Source organism: Mucilaginibacter gossypiicola, assembly GCF_900110105.1.
Taxonomy (GTDB): domain Bacteria; phylum Bacteroidota; class Bacteroidia; order Sphingobacteriales; family Sphingobacteriaceae; genus Mucilaginibacter; species Mucilaginibacter gossypiicola.
The window spans coordinates 76686-93006 of sequence record NZ_FOCL01000008.1 but is presented as its reverse complement, the minus strand read 5'-3'; the positions used below and the strand labels follow the sequence as shown (position 1 = coordinate 93006).

General features: G+C 40.2%; 18 protein-coding genes. 8 read left to right on the top strand and 10 right to left on the bottom strand.

All coding sequences use genetic code 11. From position 1 onward, the window contains the following. The first annotated feature begins 63 nt into the window (after nt 1–63). Nucleotides 64–486, top strand: coding sequence for a VOC family protein (locus BMX50_RS23650; protein WP_091215235.1), 423 nt, complete (start codon nt 64–66; stop codon nt 484–486). A gap of 204 nt (nt 487–690) precedes the next feature. Here BMX50_RS23650 and BMX50_RS23645 read toward each other — a convergent pair whose 3' ends face one another. Next, complete coding sequence (locus BMX50_RS23645) at nt 691–1155, bottom strand: hypothetical protein (RefSeq protein ID WP_091215232.1); 465 nt, start codon at nt 1153–1155, stop codon at nt 691–693. A gap of 50 nt (nt 1156–1205) precedes the next feature. After that, the gene (locus tag BMX50_RS23640; RefSeq protein ID WP_091215227.1) at nt 1206–1787 is read right to left on the bottom strand and encodes a SusC/RagA family TonB-linked outer membrane protein; all 582 of its coding nucleotides are present in this window, start codon (nt 1785–1787) and stop codon (nt 1206–1208) included. Between the two features lie 111 nt (nt 1788–1898). Between BMX50_RS23640 and BMX50_RS23635 the strand changes: the two genes are divergently transcribed. Next, nucleotides 1899–2276 carry a hypothetical protein gene (locus tag BMX50_RS23635; protein WP_091215224.1) on the top strand — a complete coding sequence of 126 codons (378 nt, stop codon included), beginning with the start codon at nt 1899–1901 and terminating at the stop codon, nt 2274–2276. A 71-nt stretch (nt 2277–2347) separates the two neighbouring features. Here the strand turns inward: BMX50_RS23635 and rsmA are convergent, their stop codons facing one another. After that, a complete protein-coding gene (gene rsmA, locus BMX50_RS23630) occupies nt 2348–3127 on the bottom strand; it encodes a 16S rRNA (adenine(1518)-N(6)/adenine(1519)-N(6))-dimethyltransferase RsmA (RefSeq protein ID WP_091215221.1) in 780 nt (259 codons plus the stop codon). A gap of 230 nt (nt 3128–3357) precedes the next feature. Between rsmA and pdxA the strand changes: the two genes are divergently transcribed. Continuing rightward, nucleotides 3358–4413, top strand: a complete 1056-nt coding sequence (gene pdxA / locus BMX50_RS23625) for a 4-hydroxythreonine-4-phosphate dehydrogenase PdxA (protein ID WP_091215216.1) — start codon at nt 3358–3360, stop codon at nt 4411–4413. 83 nt (nt 4414–4496) lie between these two features. Continuing rightward, complete coding sequence (locus tag BMX50_RS23620; RefSeq protein ID WP_091215212.1) at nt 4497–5684, top strand: DUF5009 domain-containing protein; 1188 nt, start codon at nt 4497–4499, stop codon at nt 5682–5684. Between the two features lie 5 nt (nt 5685–5689). Here BMX50_RS23620 and BMX50_RS23615 read toward each other — a convergent pair whose 3' ends face one another. Beyond that, on the bottom strand, nt 5690–6034 hold the full coding sequence (locus BMX50_RS23615; RefSeq protein WP_091215208.1) for a DUF7957 family protein: 345 nt from the start codon (nt 6032–6034) through the stop codon (nt 5690–5692). Nucleotides 6035–6186: 152 nt separating this feature from the next. On the opposite strand from BMX50_RS23615, the gene BMX50_RS23610 reads away from it, so the two are divergent. From BMX50_RS23610 to BMX50_RS23595, 4 genes are all read left to right on the top strand, one after another. After that, nucleotides 6187–7170 carry a pyruvate dehydrogenase complex E1 component subunit beta gene (locus BMX50_RS23610; protein WP_091215205.1) on the top strand — a complete coding sequence of 328 codons (984 nt, stop codon included), beginning with the start codon at nt 6187–6189 and terminating at the stop codon, nt 7168–7170. 100 nt (nt 7171–7270) lie between these two features. After that, nucleotides 7271–7870, top strand: a complete 600-nt coding sequence (locus BMX50_RS23605; RefSeq protein ID WP_091215202.1) for a hypothetical protein — start codon at nt 7271–7273, stop codon at nt 7868–7870. A gap of 68 nt (nt 7871–7938) precedes the next feature. Beyond that, nucleotides 7939–8439: a hypothetical protein gene (locus tag BMX50_RS23600; protein ID WP_091215199.1), complete on the top strand. Its 501-nt coding sequence runs from the start codon at nt 7939–7941 to the stop codon at nt 8437–8439. Between the two features lie 138 nt (nt 8440–8577). Continuing rightward, nucleotides 8578–10758, top strand: a complete 2181-nt coding sequence (locus BMX50_RS23595; RefSeq protein ID WP_091215195.1) for a hypothetical protein — start codon at nt 8578–8580, stop codon at nt 10756–10758. Here the strand turns inward: BMX50_RS23595 and BMX50_RS23590 are convergent. The 6 genes from BMX50_RS23590 to BMX50_RS23565 form a co-directional block, all read right to left on the bottom strand. After that, entirely contained in the window at nt 10755–11411 is a 657-nt protein-coding gene (locus BMX50_RS23590; protein ID WP_091215190.1) for a metal-dependent transcriptional regulator, read from the bottom strand. The genes BMX50_RS23595 and BMX50_RS23590 overlap by 4 nt on opposite strands. A 145-nt stretch (nt 11412–11556) precedes the next feature. Next, complete coding sequence (locus BMX50_RS23585; RefSeq protein ID WP_091215186.1) at nt 11557–12129, bottom strand: hypothetical protein; 573 nt, start codon at nt 12127–12129, stop codon at nt 11557–11559. Between the two features lie 374 nt (nt 12130–12503). Beyond that, nucleotides 12504–13379 carry an OmpA/MotB family protein gene (locus BMX50_RS23580; RefSeq protein WP_091215181.1) on the bottom strand — a complete coding sequence of 292 codons (876 nt, stop codon included), beginning with the start codon at nt 13377–13379 and terminating at the stop codon, nt 12504–12506. 254 nt (nt 13380–13633) lie between these two features. Beyond that, nucleotides 13634–14134, bottom strand: a complete 501-nt coding sequence (locus tag BMX50_RS23575) for a hypothetical protein (RefSeq protein ID WP_091215177.1) — start codon at nt 14132–14134, stop codon at nt 13634–13636. A 127-nt stretch (nt 14135–14261) separates the two neighbouring features. After that, nucleotides 14262–15995: a S41 family peptidase gene (locus tag BMX50_RS23570; RefSeq protein WP_317040904.1), complete on the bottom strand. Its 1734-nt coding sequence runs from the start codon at nt 15993–15995 to the stop codon at nt 14262–14264. An 81-nt stretch (nt 15996–16076) separates the two neighbouring features. Continuing rightward, a complete protein-coding gene (locus BMX50_RS23565; protein ID WP_091215171.1) occupies nt 16077–16292 on the bottom strand; it encodes a hypothetical protein in 216 nt (71 codons plus the stop codon). Nucleotides 16293–16321: the final 29 nt, after the last annotated feature.

Genomic DNA, 16321 nt, shown 5'->3' with positions numbered 1-16321 from the left:
CTTAAATTTATTCCGTGTGTTTAAACGTATATTAGAAGCTCAAACAAATAGCTGATTATCAACATGGCAAACGTTATAAATTTAGCAATAAACGGCATACAACATATAGGTATACCGGTAACCAACATTGAAGTATCACAGCAATTTTACAGCAGGCTGGGTTTTAGCAATGTAATGCAGGCGCCGTTTACTGACAATGGCGGCACAGGCACCTGTGTTATGATGCAACGCAGCAATATGATCATGGAGCTGTATCAATTGCCGGAAGCTTTTTTGGCAGAGATTCGCTCAAGATCAAACGGCCATGTTGACCATGTAGCTTTTGATGTAGATGATATCGACCTCACCTTTAAAACTATTAAAGAGGCCGGTTTAAATATTCTTGAACCCGAGCCGGTGTTTCTTCAATTCTGGAAAAATGGCTGCAAGTATTTCAACATCACCGGGCCGGATGGTGAGCGGCTGGAATTTAATCAGGTGCTTTGATTTGGGATTTCGGATGTTCGATTTAGGATTTAGATAGACTGACAATGAAAGTTAAAGGTGGGGTCATGCTTAGCCAGTCGAAGCATGGTGGGCTGGGCCTCTGCGCGCGTCCTTCGACGGGCTCAGGATGACAGCCCCTCTACACCTAAACATCATTTTTACCTTTAGAATCTATGGATTTTTCAAACTCGGCATGACAAAAATTTAAAACGCCCTGAATAGCGGCCTGCTTATCAACGGTGAAAATGACCATGGGATAGAGCTCAATATTACCAGCAGGGCAATGGTTAACCATATAGCCATAGTTTTAAATTTTTCCTTATCGGTTGTTTTCCGTTTGGCTTTTGCCGAAGCTATGGTGATTAGCGTTATGCCTATCAGCATCATGGTAATGTGCTCCATCCCAAAAAATCTGATCTGCCGTTCGTGTACAGCTTCTTTAAAATGGCTGATAAAATAGTTGGCTATCGGACTTATAAAGTACAACCCCAGCCCAACAACTAATTGAACATGTGCCACAGTCGCGGCAATAATGCGTACCCGTTCGTCCAGCTTTGAAAAAGTTTTATTGCCGAGCCATCCGGCATAGGCACGATAAAGGGCAAAAAGCAAACTGGCCAAAACAAACCAGCGGATAAGGGAGTGAAGTGCTAAAATAAAGGCGTACATATATTATAGTATGACGAGCAGCAAAAGAAAAGATTTTATCCGGAATAAAATTATTTTGATGCCAGTCCTCTTATATAAATCTCACCCGGTTTAGCGTTGGGGTTCGGTTTATAAACACCCCCTTTGCGGGCTTCAGGCTCCAGCATCCATATATTGATGGTAACATCTGCTGATGCGTCTTGATTCTTTTTCCAGGTTAGGTTTATTTCGTTGATGTCCTGAGCAGCAATGAGCATGCTTTCATCGTCAACAAAATAACCATCTATAGCAAATCTGGCTTTCCCTTCTATATTAAACCTCTTTTTTATCTCATTGAAGGTGTTTGTTTCAATCTTCACCTCTTTTTTAAGTGTTATCATTATTACACCAAACCTGCTCAGGTTGGCCAGGTTTGCCGGCACATTCCTATCCTTCAACACAGTAAACGAACTGATATCATTAGGATTTATATGACCAAGACCGCTAATGATATCCGAGTTAATGATAATCAATGGTTGCTTTTCCTTTGCATCAGGCAAATGTTGGTATAACGAATCGGAAGCCTTGCTTTTGACAATTATTGTGCTATCAGCTTGCGCCATTACATTAAATGCACTAAAAACTGCTACTAATACTGTGATAAGTTTTTTCATGATTGATGTTCTATGGATTAGATGCAGATACCATGCAATTTCCATAAATTAAATTAATCTTTTTTTCATCACCATTTATATTTTAGTACCCTATTAAACCAGGCCTTAAACATGAATAAAATTCAAGTCCTGTTAACCTGCTTTGCTTTATTTTTTACAGCACTATTCAGCTATATATATTATGAATATTCTACGTTTGACGATAATCAAATCAGGGCCTACACCCAAATCAATCGCTATAAAATAGAATCAGTTAGACATGGCTATTACCAATGGTATGCCCATATTATAGTTAATAAAAGCGATGGCAAACGAATCTTCAAATTATATCCCTTTGAGCATAAATATTACTCGCAGGAAACAACCTATATTCAAAATAAAGCAGATTCATGGTACTATCGTATACCTAAAAGAGGATCATTGTATAGTGTGATTGCATTAAGTTCCAATATGCAATCTGTTGAGATATATGAATTTACCGGCGACTAAAACCCACCTATCGAACTAACCACCAATCCCTTACGCACCAACTCAAACCCAGCGCCCAAGAAAAACTAAACCTACCTCGTTGCCGAAACCTGGTTAGTAAGCTTTACAAAATCTTCAACGCTCAAACGCTCTGCGCGTAGCTCAAGCATCGGCTCGTTGGCCATTTTATCTTTGTTTATGAGCGAAGAAATAGCGTTACGTAAAGTTTTACGGCGTTGGTTAAAACCTGCTTTTACTATCAGCCAAAACAGCTTCTCATCACAATCAAGCGTTTGCTTATCATTACGGGTAAGCCTGATCACTGCCGAAAGTACTTTTGGCGGCGGGTTAAATACACCGGCTTTCACGGTAAACAGATACTCAACTTTATAGTAGGCCTGCAAAAACACACTGAGGATACCGTATTCTTTGCTGCCCGGTTTTGCGGCACAGCGTTCGGCAACTTCTTTCTGAAACATGCCAACTACCTCAACCACCTGCTGTCGATTATCAAGTACTTTAAACAGGATTTGCGAAGAGATGTTATAAGGAAAGTTGCCAATGATGGCGAAACTTTCGGGGAAGATGCTTTGAAAATCAAGCTCCAGGAAATCGGCATTGATTAACCGTGTACCCAATTGCGGATATTTCTTTTTCAGGAAATCGTACGATTCGGTGTCGATATCTATAAGCGATGTTTCGTATTCAGTTTTTTGCAGCAGGAAGTCGGACAGTACGCCCATTCCCGGCCCTACCTCAAGCACATGGCCGAAACGCCCTTCGGGCCTCAGACTGTCAACTATCTTTGCTGCTATGTTTTTATCAGTAAGAAAATGTTGCCCTAAATGTTTTTTTGCCCTTACCAATGTCATTATTAATCAAATATTTGAGCAAATTAAATCATATTTGTGCTTTTATCAGGAACTGTAAGCTTAAAATCTTTTATTTGCGAGATGAAAGCTTAAAGCTAAAGGCCTAAAGCCGAACGCTTAACGCCCGATTTGATGTAAATTTAAATAATAAACAATCACAATTAGAACCAGTGAAAATCATCAGTCAATCGGTGAAATCACAAACTAATCGGTGAAATCAACATATAAAAATGAGCGATAAATTAAAAATTGGGATCAGCATTGGCGATGTAAACGGCATCGGTTTAGAGATAATTATTAAAACTTTGGCCGACAGCAAAATTTATGAGTATTGTACGCCTATTGTTTACGGGCATACTAAGGTAGCTTCGTTCCATCGCCGCGCAACCCATGTTAATGAGCTTAATTTTTTAGTGATCAATGACCCCTCGCAAACGCATTTCCGCAAGCCCAACATGATCAATTGCTGGGAAGAGGATGTGAAGATAGAGCTGGGCCAGGTAACTGAAGCCGGCGGCAAATATGCTTTCAAATCATTGGAGCGTGCCGTGTACGATCTGAAAGAAGGCTATATCGATGCCCTTGTAACAGCCCCTATTAATAAGGACAATATCCAAAACGATAAATTCAACTTCCCCGGCCATACCGAATACTTGCAGCAATACGATGGCGCGGCCGAATCGCTGATGTTTTTAGTAAGCGATACTTTGCGCGTTGGTGTGGTTACCGGCCACATCCCGGTATCAAAAATTGCCGAAAGCATCACTGCCGAAAAAATATTAGCCAAGCTGAAGTTGATGAACACAAGCCTGCAAAATGATTTTTGGGTGCGTAAGCCAAAAATTGCTGTATTGGGGCTTAACCCGCATGCCGGCGATAATGGCCTTATTGGCAGCGAAGAAAAGGATATCATTATACCGGCTATTGAAGAAGCCCGTTCAAACAACATCCTGGCGTTTGGCCCATACTCTGCCGATGGCTTTTTTGCAAATGGCACTTACCTGCAATTTGATGCAGTGTTAGCCATGTATCATGATCAGGGCCTGATCCCTTTCAAACAGATTGCTTTTGAATCGGGCGTTAACTTTACTGCGGGGTTAAACTTTGTGCGCACATCGCCAGATCATGGTACTGCGTATGACATCGCCGGTAAAAACCAGGCTTCTGAGATCTCGTTCCGCGAAGCTTTATTTACTGCTATTCATATCGTAAAAAATCGCCGGGAAGGACTTGAACTCAATGAAAACCCGTTATTATTTAGCAAGCTAAGCCGCGACAGGGATTAAAAAAAGTCGTGTAATAGTAATGTTTCAATTTAATTGCCGTTAAATTAAAACATTTAGCCTGCTATGTGTATTTACATGACTGAATGAGTAATTTTCTGAGTCGTATACGTTCAATTGATGCTTTCCGTGCTGTAACAATGTTTTTGATGATATTTGTGAATGACCTGGATGGCATTCCGAATACCCCAAACTGGCTTAAGCACGCCGGCTCAAATGTTGATGCACTGGGTTTAGCCGATACTATTTTTCCGGCATTTTTGTTTATCGTTGGTCTTTCAATACCCTTTGCTTTTCAAAACAGGTTAAAGCAGGGCGATAACTTCAAACTACTGTCCCGGATTGTGAGCCGCTCTTTCGCACTCATTTTTATTGGTTTTTTTCATGCCAATATGGAAACTTATAACGAGGCTACTACCTTGCTCCCAAAGCCTGTGTGGGAAAGCCTGGTAACCTTCAGTTTTTTCTTCATTTTTTTAGATTATAGTAAAGATACACCGGCAAAAAGGCGCTATTTGTTACAGGGCTTTGGCATACTGTTACTTGCAGGTATGGCCGCCCTTTACCGCACCAGCGACCCTGGGCATACCTGGCTGCATTTTACCTGGTGGGGTATTTTAGGTTTAATAGGCTGGTCGTACATGCTTTGCGCCCTTATCTATTATTACTCTGATGGGCACTTATGGATCCAACTTGCAGCATGGATGTTCTTCATGTTCTTTAACCTGGATGTACACTTCGGTTTTCTTAACTTTATCGACAGGCTGCAGGGCTACATCTGGATAGCCGGCAATGGCGCCATGCAGTCGTTCACCATGGCGGGGGTGTTTATTTCGGTGTTATACATGCGTCTCAAGGCCAATAACGAAATGAAGATGCTTTGGGTAGCTATGATCCTGATAGCGATAATTTTATTTAACCTGGGCTTTATAGTGCGCTATTTTAGCGGAGGTATCTCCAAAGAGCGCGACACCCCTTCATGGGTGCTCATTTGTACCGGGATAAGCCTGGTGGTATATGCCTTCTTTATTTTCCTGGTTGATGTTAAAAACAAATACAACTGGTTTAAGGTAATAGAGCCCGCCGGCACCAATACCTTTACCTGTTATATAGTACCTTTCCTGTTTTATCCTATATATGAAATGAGCAGGATAGGCTACCCCGAATACCTGAGCCAGGGCACCGGGGGCCTTATTAAGTGTATTGTGTTTGCCTTTGTAATGGTATGGCTTACGGGTTTGCTGGATAAGATCAATATCAGAATAAAAATATAAGCAGATTACTTGGTTTGATAAGTCCGAACAAGATCACCTGTGCTGGGTTCTACAATTACTGCTGTATCGCACCAATTAAATAAAACCAATTCATTTTGATCATTGATTAATGCCCCGACAAAAGGGCAATCTTCGCCCTTATAATATAGCGGCACATCCTTAATCTGCCACAAGAAATTGCCTACCCTATCAAATGCAAAAACATTACGACGGTCGTAAACTCCGTTTGGAATTTTCAATATAACAACTAAAATATTATCGACTTCAAAAATAGCGTCGACCGGATATTCAAAATCGACGATATTATCCTCGGTAAACGTTATTTGATTGCCATTTTTGGAATAAGCCATTGTTAATTTTTGAATTAAATGGACAGAGTTAGGTTTTTTTCGATTTAAAATGTAAAATATATGTATTAAAAATCAAACCAATACCACGGTTAATTGCATTTAACACATTAGTGTTTATATTTGCGTTCGCAAAAAAACATCATTTTACTATAATGAGAGAAATACAATTCAGAGAAGCGCTAAGAGAGGCCATGGTCGAAGAAATGCGCAGCGACGAGAATATATACCTGATGGGTGAAGAGGTTGCCGAATATAACGGCGCGTACAAAGTAAGCCAGGGAATGCTGGACGAATTTGGTGCGAAACGTGTTATAGATACGCCTATCTCTGAATTGGGCTTTGCCGGTATCGGCATTGGCTCTGCAATGAATGGCTTACGCCCTATCATTGAGTTCATGACTTTCAACTTTTCACTGGTGGCTATCGACCAGATCATCAACGGCGCTGCCAAAATGATGTCAATGAGCGGTGGTCAGTTTTCGGTGCCAATTGTTTTCCGCGGCCCAACCGGTAACGCAGGTATGCTTAGCTCACAGCACAGCCAGTGCTTTGAAAACTGGTATGCCAACTGCCCTGGCTTAAAAGTAGTAGTACCATCAAACCCTTACGATGCTAAAGGCTTGTTAAAATCAGCTATCCTTGATCCGGATCCGGTTATTTTCATGGAATCTGAATTAATGTATGGCGATAAAGGCGAAGTACCTGAAGAAACTTACTATATCCCACTGGGTAAAGCAAAAGTTGTTAAAGAAGGTACCGATGTTACTTTAGTTGGCTTTGGCAAAATCATGAAAGTGGTTGTAGCTGCTGCTGCCGAACTTGAAAAAGAAGGTATCCACGCCGAAGTGATCGACCTGCGTACTGTACGCCCTATCGATTACGCTACCGTTATCGAATCGGTTAAGAAAACAAACCGTTTGGTAATTATCGAAGAAAGCTGGCCATTAGGTTCAATTGCTACCGAGGTTGCTTTCAAAGTACAAAAAGATGCGTTCGATTACCTTGACGCTCCTATTCAGCGTATCATGGGTGGCGACGTTCCGCTTCCTTACGCTCCAACTTTGATCCAGGAGTACCTGCCAAACCCTGAAAGGGTGATCAAAGCGGTTAAAAATGTAATGTACGTTACCAAGTAATCGTTTTATAAATAAAATATCAAAAAGGCCCGGTGTGAAAATAACGGGCCTTTTATGTTCATTCTTACCCAACCTAAATTAAAAATACCTTATCGTTATTATGAAGTACCTTCTTGTATGTACTTTTCTTTTCGCGGGCTTGTTTGCCTATGGGCAAAGAGCAAAAATAATCCCGTTAGATGAAGTTGAGATTGGCAATATCTTAAAAGAAAATCAAGCTATTATTTACGGAAGTTTTATTCAACGCCTTTCCTTTTGGCAAACCGGTTACCAGCAAAATATCAGGATCAGAAACCTGGAAACAAATGAAATATTTTCGTTTGTGGTAAAGCCCACACTCAGATCAAGAAAAGAGAACCCATTTTGTTTCTTTATAAAACCCGGCACCTATGAGGTGGTGAATTTCTATTATTCAAAAAGCAAATGGTACGGCACAGAATATAATATGCGACCTGTTTTTAGAGGGATTGATTTTGAGATCAACCTTAAAAATAAAATAGACAGCGGCTTTATCAAACAGGAAGACCTGCACCGTATTGTTTTTAAAATTGCTAACAATACGCTCACTTATCTCGGGCAATGGCACTTTGAATCCGGTGCGCCATCATTCACCAATGAAAAGGCAACACTTGATAAGAAGCTAAAAGAGGATTACGTACTTCTCGAATTTGAAAAGGCTGTCACTGTACTACCTGATTAAAATTTTACAGCCGTATCAAAATCTTTTTTATAAAAAATAGCTACTTTTAAAAATTAACTTTTGTAAACATGCATTACACCTACTTTAAAACATTTAAACTGCTATTTTTCATAGCATCGGCCCTGATACTCATTAGTAATGCTGCTTCGGCACAAACCCAACCAGCTGCCGCCACGGCTGCTACTGCTCCCGCTGCTGTTGCCGGTGTACAAACTCATCTTGATAAGTTTTTTAAGGAATACGACAAGCAAGGTACCGCCCGGGCTGTGATTGATATTTTTAAAACCAATAAGCTGATGGATTCAACCCGGCTTACAGGGCTTATTGTTAAAATAGACTCCATGAGGAGCGTAATTGGTAAATACCTTGGCAAAGACCTTATTATGCAGCGCAAAGCTTCAAACAGCCTGGTATTATACAGTTACCTGCTTAAACATGAAGGCCAACCTGCACGAATGACCTTTATGTTTTACAAACCGAAAAACGATTGGGAGATTTACCGCTTATATTTTGATATAGACGTTGACGGTGAACTTGCCGAATCATCAAGGGTAACGGGGAAACCGTAATTTGAGCTGAGGGCCATAAGCCCAAAGCAATTAATTATAAAAAAGCCGGGGCTTGAAGCGATAAAAAGCTTTCAACCTTCGGCTTTTTGCTTTTAGCTCGATAAGATAAATGTTATATTTAGGTATTAATACGCAACCTTGAAAACCTTAAAAATCACACTCACCCTCCTGCTGTTTTTTCAATATTGCTTTGGGCAAAGCAATAATTCTGACACCAATAAGGCCACAATTAAATGGGGACAGATGTATCAGGGTAGCATGCTGGATAGTATTCGTGCAAACCTTGAACGGGGAGATAAACAAGCGTTGTTTCGGGTTGCACAATACCTTGATAGCAATCATGTAATGACTGAGGCTTTGGGCTATCACATATTGCAAACACAACAAAAGCAAATAGCACGCAGACTTATTGAAGAAAACTGCATTTTTCTGAACACCGAATTTGTTATTGATACAGGTACTAAAGCAAAGGAGTTTTTATCATTCCTGATGACCAATATCAATAACATCAGCTTTTCACACGATGCCGCGGCTTATTTAAAAACACCATTAGATAAACAGGATGTAAAATATCAGATCCGTTCACTTACCCCCAACAAGCGGGAGGAGCTAAAAAAGGATTCATCGCAAATATTAAGCAATGAAATTGTAAAGCACAACCATATTGATCAGCTTATTCGTGATAAGGATCCCGCCGCACTATTCAAAACCGCATCGCTGCTATATGCAAACCGTAGCCGGTTTAACACTTATCAATCCAATACTTCAGATTATATAAACCTTATTGAGCTTTTAACCGGCACCGAAATCGGAGTTGAAGATGAGCATCACACAATATCGTATCATATTGAAAAAGACTTTAGACCCGATTCAAGACTAAATTTATTGACCTTTTTTGCCAAAAATTTCTCTTCCTATAAATGGGATGATCGTTTGGGTATTTTTATAAATAACAACATCGTTATCCAAAAAGCAGATAGAGAAACTCAATTATTCCAATTATTGAATGCTAAAACAGATTCGGTTGCGATAAACGCCTTTATAAGTTTAACCCGAAGAAATGTTATAAAAGTTAAAGCCCTTGCTGATGACTATGATAAGGCCGATATTAGATTTAATTGGGTTTTGCCCACATTTCCATATCGTTTTTTAAGGCAGATGGTTGTGTTAACAGATTATTGTAAACATAATCAAATAGATTATTGGGGATCGGCTAAGCTGCGGCAAAAAATCGCCCTGTTAAAAAACAACCGTTTAGGTTTCAAAAAACGACATGAAATTGAAGACAATATAATTGAGAATATAACTGTTAATGAAATAACTGCTTTTGAATATTGGTGCCTTATTAACGAGCAAGATTTTGACCTGACTTACTCTGCCGGGCGAATACTTGATGTTTTTTATTCAAAAAACTGGGAAAAGATCATCCATAGTAAAAAGCAGCTTGACCTATATCTTAAAAAAGCTGCGTTATACCGTTACCTGGGCATTCACGGTATAAGCAATAATTTTATTAAAAAATTTGTAGAACGTGGCGATTCAATTATTGATCCGCTAAAAAAAATCAACTCATCCGATACTGATATTGCCGCACAAGCGGGGTTTGCGATAAAATTGGCCGGGCAAAAAGCTCTGCCACCAAAATTTGATCGTAAATTTAACAGGGGCAATTATGATACCCTGGTTTATGATCTGCCTAAACAATACCGGCAAATTATTATTGATGTTAAAGATAGCCTTAACCGCGACAATGCCGTTTCGAAGCTATTTTCAACTATCAACTACGATCAAATTGGGCTTGCATTTCAGCTTTTAGAGCACTATAAATTTAAGTGGAGCGGTAGTAAATACACCTTTATGGACCGCGATTTTGGCTTCATTGCATATGATTTTGAAAACCCGGTATCACGTGCTCAATTCATTCAAATTTACCAAAGCCACACCCAGGCCCAAACTTACATATGGTATTTAAACTGGTTGGGGGTAAATTATATAAATACCCAAACGCATAAATTAGATTACGATAAAATTTATGACCTACTAAAATATGATGTAGTTAATGCTTTTGTAGGCGGGGGTGGAGCAACCCACGATAACGAAGCATACGCACTAATTAAATTATTGGAACTAAAATTCAATATAACGCTTGGCTATCCTAAAAAGCTTTGTAATTCGGCAAATTCATATGGCTGTAATTGTTTAGAGCGGGCGAGTGAATGGATGACTTATCTGAAAAATGAAAAGCTACTAAAGAAGGCTCACGATGAACCGATATCGTTTAGCAGCCCCTTAGTTATTGATAACCAATATCGATTTTAATCTACCAATATATTCTCCCCAAACTTTTGCGACACTGTGGTATCCTCGCGATCGTCAATTTTGATCACCAGCGAGTTATCGTAGCTTATTTTTTCAACCACCTGGATGCGGGTCCCTATGCCGATATTCAGCTTTTGCAGGTATTGCAAAAAAGAACTGCTGGTGTCCCGAACTGCTGCAACCTGGCTTTGAGAGCCCGGCTTAAGCTCGGATAAGCTTACAGAATATGATTTGGGCACTTTGCCGTTTGCTTTGGGGATAGGGTCGCCATGCGGGTCATATTCAGGGAAACCCAGGAATTTGTCGAGCCTATCGGCAAGGGTGGCGTCATTAATATGTTCCAGCTCTTCGGCAATGTCATGGATCTCGTCCCAGTGATAGCCCAACTTCTCTAGCAAAAAAACTTCCCACAGACGATGGCGGCGTACAATTAATATGGCATCCTTTAAGCCTTGCCCGGTTAATCTTACACCTTTCTTTTTATCATATTCAATCAGCTGCTTTTCGGTAAGCTTACGGATCATATCTACTACCGAGGCCGGATTGTTATTAAGCGCCTCGGCAATAGCGGTAGGCGTTATTTTAAAATCCTTCCCTTGTGATGCAAGGCGATAAATAGCTTTTAAATAGTTTTCTTCCGAAAGCGTGTACATCAGTAAAGAGATTGATAAAATACAAACATAAGCAAAAGGAGGACGCTTATTATATCTTGAACGTTACTAATTAACTGTAAATATCTATAAAAAAGCAGAACGGCCTCCTTATCAGGAAGCCGTTCTGCTTTAAAAATATTCTTTATTAATGGTGCCCGTGACCGCCGCCGTGGCCATGTTCGCCACCGCCGTGACCGCCACCTCCATGACCGTGATCGCCGTGATCACCGCCGCCATGCCAGCCGCCCCTGTTTGGGTTACCACCGTGCCAGCCATTATTGCCATGAACCACATAACGGTCGCCTCCACGCCAGTGATTTGCGTATCTTACATCGCGGCTGTTGCGGATAATAACCTGGTCATGACGACCGCGATAGCCGGCATAATGATCCCTGTAGTAAGCGTTTCGGATCCATGGATTGCGTTCGTTAACTACAACCTTGTAGCCATTGTAAACGTTATAATTCCGGTACCTTACCGGTAAATATCTATGGTGTACCCACACATTGTTTTCAAAATAAACATAATTGTGAGTTGGTACATCGTAATAAGCATCGATATCTGGCATGTAGTAATAATCAACGTGATCGTAACCTACCGGCCCCCAATCTGGCTGACTGCCTATATTAATACCTAAACCAATACTAACCTGTGCCGAAGCCATCTTCGCAGTGAAGCAGCTTAATAATATAGCAGCCGATAAAATAATCTTTTTCATGACGTGTGTAATAAGTTATATAGGTATGACTATGGTTAAAGCCCATGGTTTAACTTGTTTCAATACCTGTTGCGCTATTTATTCAAAACAAATGCCATTGCCTGCGCTGTCTTAGTGTAACGAACTAAATTTAGGTGGTTATAATTTGACCGCTACAGCTTGTTGTTGTATTAATTAAATGAAGGATGGTGTCAATTAAAAAACCTGTATTTTATGATCAATAATTAGAAATAAGGGATTGGATAAATCATTGTACCGTTCTTTACGACAAGAAAATAGCTTTTGCAGATTGTATATAAAAACAGACAATAATAACGGCACAAAAAAAGCCACCCCTGAAGAGAGGTGGCTTTAATATTGATGGTTAAACTAAATTATTGTTTAGCCGGAGCTGGCTGATCTGCCGGAGCCTTACCAATCAGGTCCATAAACTGATCCAATTTTGGTGTAATGATGATCTGCGTACGCCTGTTTTGCGCTTTGCCGCTTGGGGTTGAGTTATCAGCAATAGGATTGTATTCACCACGGCCACCGGCGGTTAAACGCTTAGGATCAACCTGGTAAGTAGTTTGCAACGCCTGCACTACTGATGATGCACGTAAAGCACTTAAATCCCAATTATTACGGATGTTTTTCTGCGAGATAGGTACGTTATCGGTGTTACCTTCAATCAGCACGTCATAATTGCTGTAATCCATGATGATCTTAGCGATTTTGCTCAAGGTAGCACCTGCTTTATCAGATATTTCATAGCTGCCTGATTTGTACAGCATGTTATCAGATAATGAAATATAAACAACACCTTTTAAAACTTTAACATCAACATCCTGGGTTTCCTGCGGCGTTAATGAACGGGTGAGGTTGTTGGTTAACACCATATTAAGTGAGTCGCTTTTGTTTTTAGCATTAACCAACTGCTGAATATAACGGTTAGAAGCATTGATCTCATCAACCAGCTTTGAAATGTTAACATTACCCTGGCTGCTTGAGTTTAAACATTTGTTCAAGGCATCCTGTAAAGCTGTTACGTTATTTTTTTGTTGTTCAATCTGCTCTTCAAGGCTTTTGTTGCGGCTACGTGCCACAGCAAGGGCCTGCTCGCTGGTTTGGTATTTAATGCTTAGGTCTTTAGTACTGTTTTGCAATTGGGTGTAATTAGCATCCAGTTCTTTGTACTTTTTGCTGCTTACACAGCTTTGGCCTAATACTGCTACTACAAGCAGCGCCAAAAAGGATATTCGGTATTTCATAGTGTAATTTTGATTTAAATAATTAAACAATAAATCGGTTAACTAAGTAACGAATATAATGTTTGTTTATAGCTAAACCTAAGTAAACAAACTATAAAAGTTAACCCAAATGTGACATAAGCAGGCAAGTTCTGTGCCGAAGGATGGGAATGCCGCTCATAGCGGAAACAGCAAGGATTTTAAACAAAAAAGGACTGTCCTTTTTGGGGGACAGTCCTTCATAAAAACAATCAAAATTATAACAATACAAAAACTTAATCGCGGTGGCCACGACCATGATCGTGATCATCGTGACCATGACCACGGTTATCATGTTTAACTACATCAACCCTGCGTACGGTTTTGCGTTCAACATAATGGTTCCGGTACTTTTCATCATGACTATCGCGGATCACAACCTGGTCATGACGACCTCTGTATGAAGCATATTTACGTTTGTAAACATCGTTCCTAACCCATGGGTTACGCTCATTAACTACCACTTTATAGCTGCGGTATACATCATAGTTACCAAAACGCGGAGGTAACATGGCACCATGAACCCAAACGTTGTTATCAAAATAAACATACTGGTGAGCATTGATATCGTAATAAGAATCGATATCTGGCAGGTAGTAATAATCCACATGATCATAACCTACCGGGCCCCATGCCGGCTGACTGCCAATATTAATATTTAAACTTATTTGAGCGCTTGCTATTTTTACAGTTAAGCTGCTTACTAAAATGGCAGCTGTTAAAATTATCTTTTTCATGTTGTGTTATCGTTTGTTTGTAGGTATGACAACAACAACGCCATAAAAGTTTAATTCGTTACGTGTTACAACCGGTAACTTATTGGTTACAATATTGGGCAATACATTAAACTAATTGATATTCAAGCTATTCGTCGTCACTGTCTTTATCAACAGCTTTTTTACCGGCCATCGCAAGTACGGGTTTACCAATAACTTTATAGCTGCCTTCACCTTTAAGAATGGATGCCAGCTGGGCCTTATCCTGCATGGTTTTTACGGCCTGGGCAAGTTCTTTATCGTATTTAAAGTTGGTTTCGTAACGGCCTTTTTCGTAGTAATAACGTGAAGCGATCTCGTTCTCCAGCACTTGTTTTATCTCGTCTTTGTGCTGGACAAGGTCATTCTTTTTGCTGGCCATTAGTTTGGTTTTCAAACCTTCGTATTCGCCCTGGATATCGTTAAACTGCTTATCCTTGGTGGCTTCAACCTTTAAGCGGGTTAATAGTTTTTCTGTAGTAGTGGTGTAGCTGTAGTTTTTATCGGCCAGGTATTTTATAAAATCATTGTACTCGCCATCCGACAGGGTAAACGAACGCGCATCGGCAATTTTATTATGCTTGTCGCGATAAACGGTAGCATAGTCAAATATCAACAGCTTGCCTACCAGTGCCTGGGTAACGTTGGCAAATTTCTCCTGTTTAATAAACAGGTCGGGATAGATACCACTGCCGTCATAAACAGAGCGACCATTCTTCGTTTTAAATTCGTGGATAAGCGAATCGGCCACTTTTACCACGCTGCCATCATCTTTACGATGAGTGTAATCCAGCTCCTGGATGCAACGGCCCGATGGCACATAATATTTTGCGATAGTGATTTTTACGAGGCTATTGTACGGCAAATTAAACGTTTGCTGCACCAAGCCTTTACCATAACTGCGTTGCCCAATAATCACCGCACGATCAAGATCTTGCAATGAACCGGCAACAATTTCACTTGCCGATGCTGAATGGCTGTTAACCAGCACCACTAAAGGCAAATCAGGTTCGAGTGGTGCGCTGATGGTACTGTAAGTAAAGTTCTTTTCTTTTATCTTCCCTTTTTGCGATACGATCTCTACATCTTTCTGCACAAAAAGGTTCACTATTTTAACGGCTTCCTGCAATATGCCACCGCCATTTGAGCGCAGGTCGAGAATAATACCGTTAGGATTTTTCTTTTTCAGTTCGGTAAGTGCAGTAGTAACTTCAGCAGCTGAATTTTCGAGGAACTTATCCAGCTTGATATAGCCCATATTGCCATCAACCATCCCATAATAAGATACGTTGGGTTGCTTGATCTCGTCGCGGACCAAACTCTTCTCAAAAGGCTGAGGTGTGTTATCCCGTTTGATGAAGAGTTTTATGACTGCTCCCTTTGATCCTTTGAGCAACTGGCTTACCTGGTCGTTATCTTTACCGGTCAGGTCAACATCGTTGATCTTCAAGAGCTGATCGCCGGGGTGAACATCTCCTTTTTGAGCCGGGAAGCCTGCAAAAACCTCAGATACAAATACTTTGTTATTACGTACAAAGATACTGGCGCCAATGCCGCCATACTGGGTACTTACATAATGAAGCTTATAGTCTTCTATTTCTGATTCGGGTACAAACTCTGTATAAGGGTCAAGGCCATCGAGCATGGCATCAACACCGGTTTTAACCAACTTGGCCGAATTGATATCGTCAACATAATTGATGTTAACCTCTTTATACACAGAAGCGAAAACATCAAGGTTCTTCGAAATCTGGAACAGGTCGTCATTAAAACCAACTATGCCCGCAGCTAATAATGCAATACCTGCAAATAAGCCAGCCTTTTTGTATCCTTTTTTGAACACTAACCCCTGTTTCATCATTTATCCTCGAAAAAAATAAAAATACAAAAAAGCTTTCCAGTTTGTATAACCGTAGTGTCTATTTTACAGTCGGTTAGTATCAATATTAACCAAGGCCTTTTTTAAGGTAAAAACCACGTATGCGCGATCGCGGTTAACAAGGTCCATTAGTTTGGTAATCAGGCTTTCTTCCTGTCCTTCACTGTATTTCAACTGTTCGTCTGTAAGATGGTTGTATTTACGTTGAATTTTAATTTTTACGCGTTCCCAGTCCTTGTTTGTAATACTGATTTCAGCCATGTTCAATTTATTTTCAGCAAAAATATAAA

Bases quoted from the DNA above. Each gene is read 5' to 3' on its own strand.
- BMX50_RS23640 (WP_091215227.1), bottom strand. From the start codon at position 1,787: ATGAAAAAACTTATCACAGTATTAGTAGCAGTTTTTAGTGCATTTAAT.
- BMX50_RS23650 (WP_091215235.1), top strand. From the start codon at position 64: ATGGCAAACGTTATAAATTTAGCAATAAACGGCATACAACATATAGGT.
- BMX50_RS23575 (WP_091215177.1), bottom strand. From the start codon at position 14,134: ATGAAAAAGATAATTTTAACAGCTGCCATTTTAGTAAGCAGCTTAACT.
- BMX50_RS23585 (WP_091215186.1), bottom strand. From the start codon at position 12,129: ATGAAAAAGATTATTTTATCGGCTGCTATATTATTAAGCTGCTTCACT.
- BMX50_RS23605 (WP_091215202.1), top strand. From the start codon at position 7,271: ATGAAGTACCTTCTTGTATGTACTTTTCTTTTCGCGGGCTTGTTTGCC.
- BMX50_RS23610 (WP_091215205.1), top strand. From the start codon at position 6,187: ATGAGAGAAATACAATTCAGAGAAGCGCTAAGAGAGGCCATGGTCGAA.
- BMX50_RS23635 (WP_091215224.1), top strand. From the start codon at position 1,899: ATGAATAAAATTCAAGTCCTGTTAACCTGCTTTGCTTTATTTTTTACA.
- BMX50_RS23565 (WP_091215171.1), bottom strand. From the start codon at position 16,292: ATGGCTGAAATCAGTATTACAAACAAGGACTGGGAACGCGTAAAAATT.
- BMX50_RS23645 (WP_091215232.1), bottom strand. From the start codon at position 1,155: ATGTACGCCTTTATTTTAGCACTTCACTCCCTTATCCGCTGGTTTGTT.
- BMX50_RS23590 (WP_091215190.1), bottom strand. From the start codon at position 11,411: ATGTACACGCTTTCGGAAGAAAACTATTTAAAAGCTATTTATCGCCTT.
- BMX50_RS23615 (WP_091215208.1), bottom strand. From the start codon at position 6,034: ATGGCTTATTCCAAAAATGGCAATCAAATAACGTTTACCGAGGATAAT.
- BMX50_RS23580 (WP_091215181.1), bottom strand. From the start codon at position 13,379: ATGAAATACCGAATATCCTTTTTGGCGCTGCTTGTAGTAGCAGTATTA.
- rsmA (WP_091215221.1), bottom strand. From the start codon at position 3,127: ATGACATTGGTAAGGGCAAAAAAACATTTAGGGCAACATTTTCTTACT.
- BMX50_RS23600 (WP_091215199.1), top strand. From the start codon at position 7,939: ATGCATTACACCTACTTTAAAACATTTAAACTGCTATTTTTCATAGCA.
- pdxA (WP_091215216.1), top strand. From the start codon at position 3,358: ATGAGCGATAAATTAAAAATTGGGATCAGCATTGGCGATGTAAACGGC.
- BMX50_RS23620 (WP_091215212.1), top strand. From the start codon at position 4,497: ATGAGTAATTTTCTGAGTCGTATACGTTCAATTGATGCTTTCCGTGCT.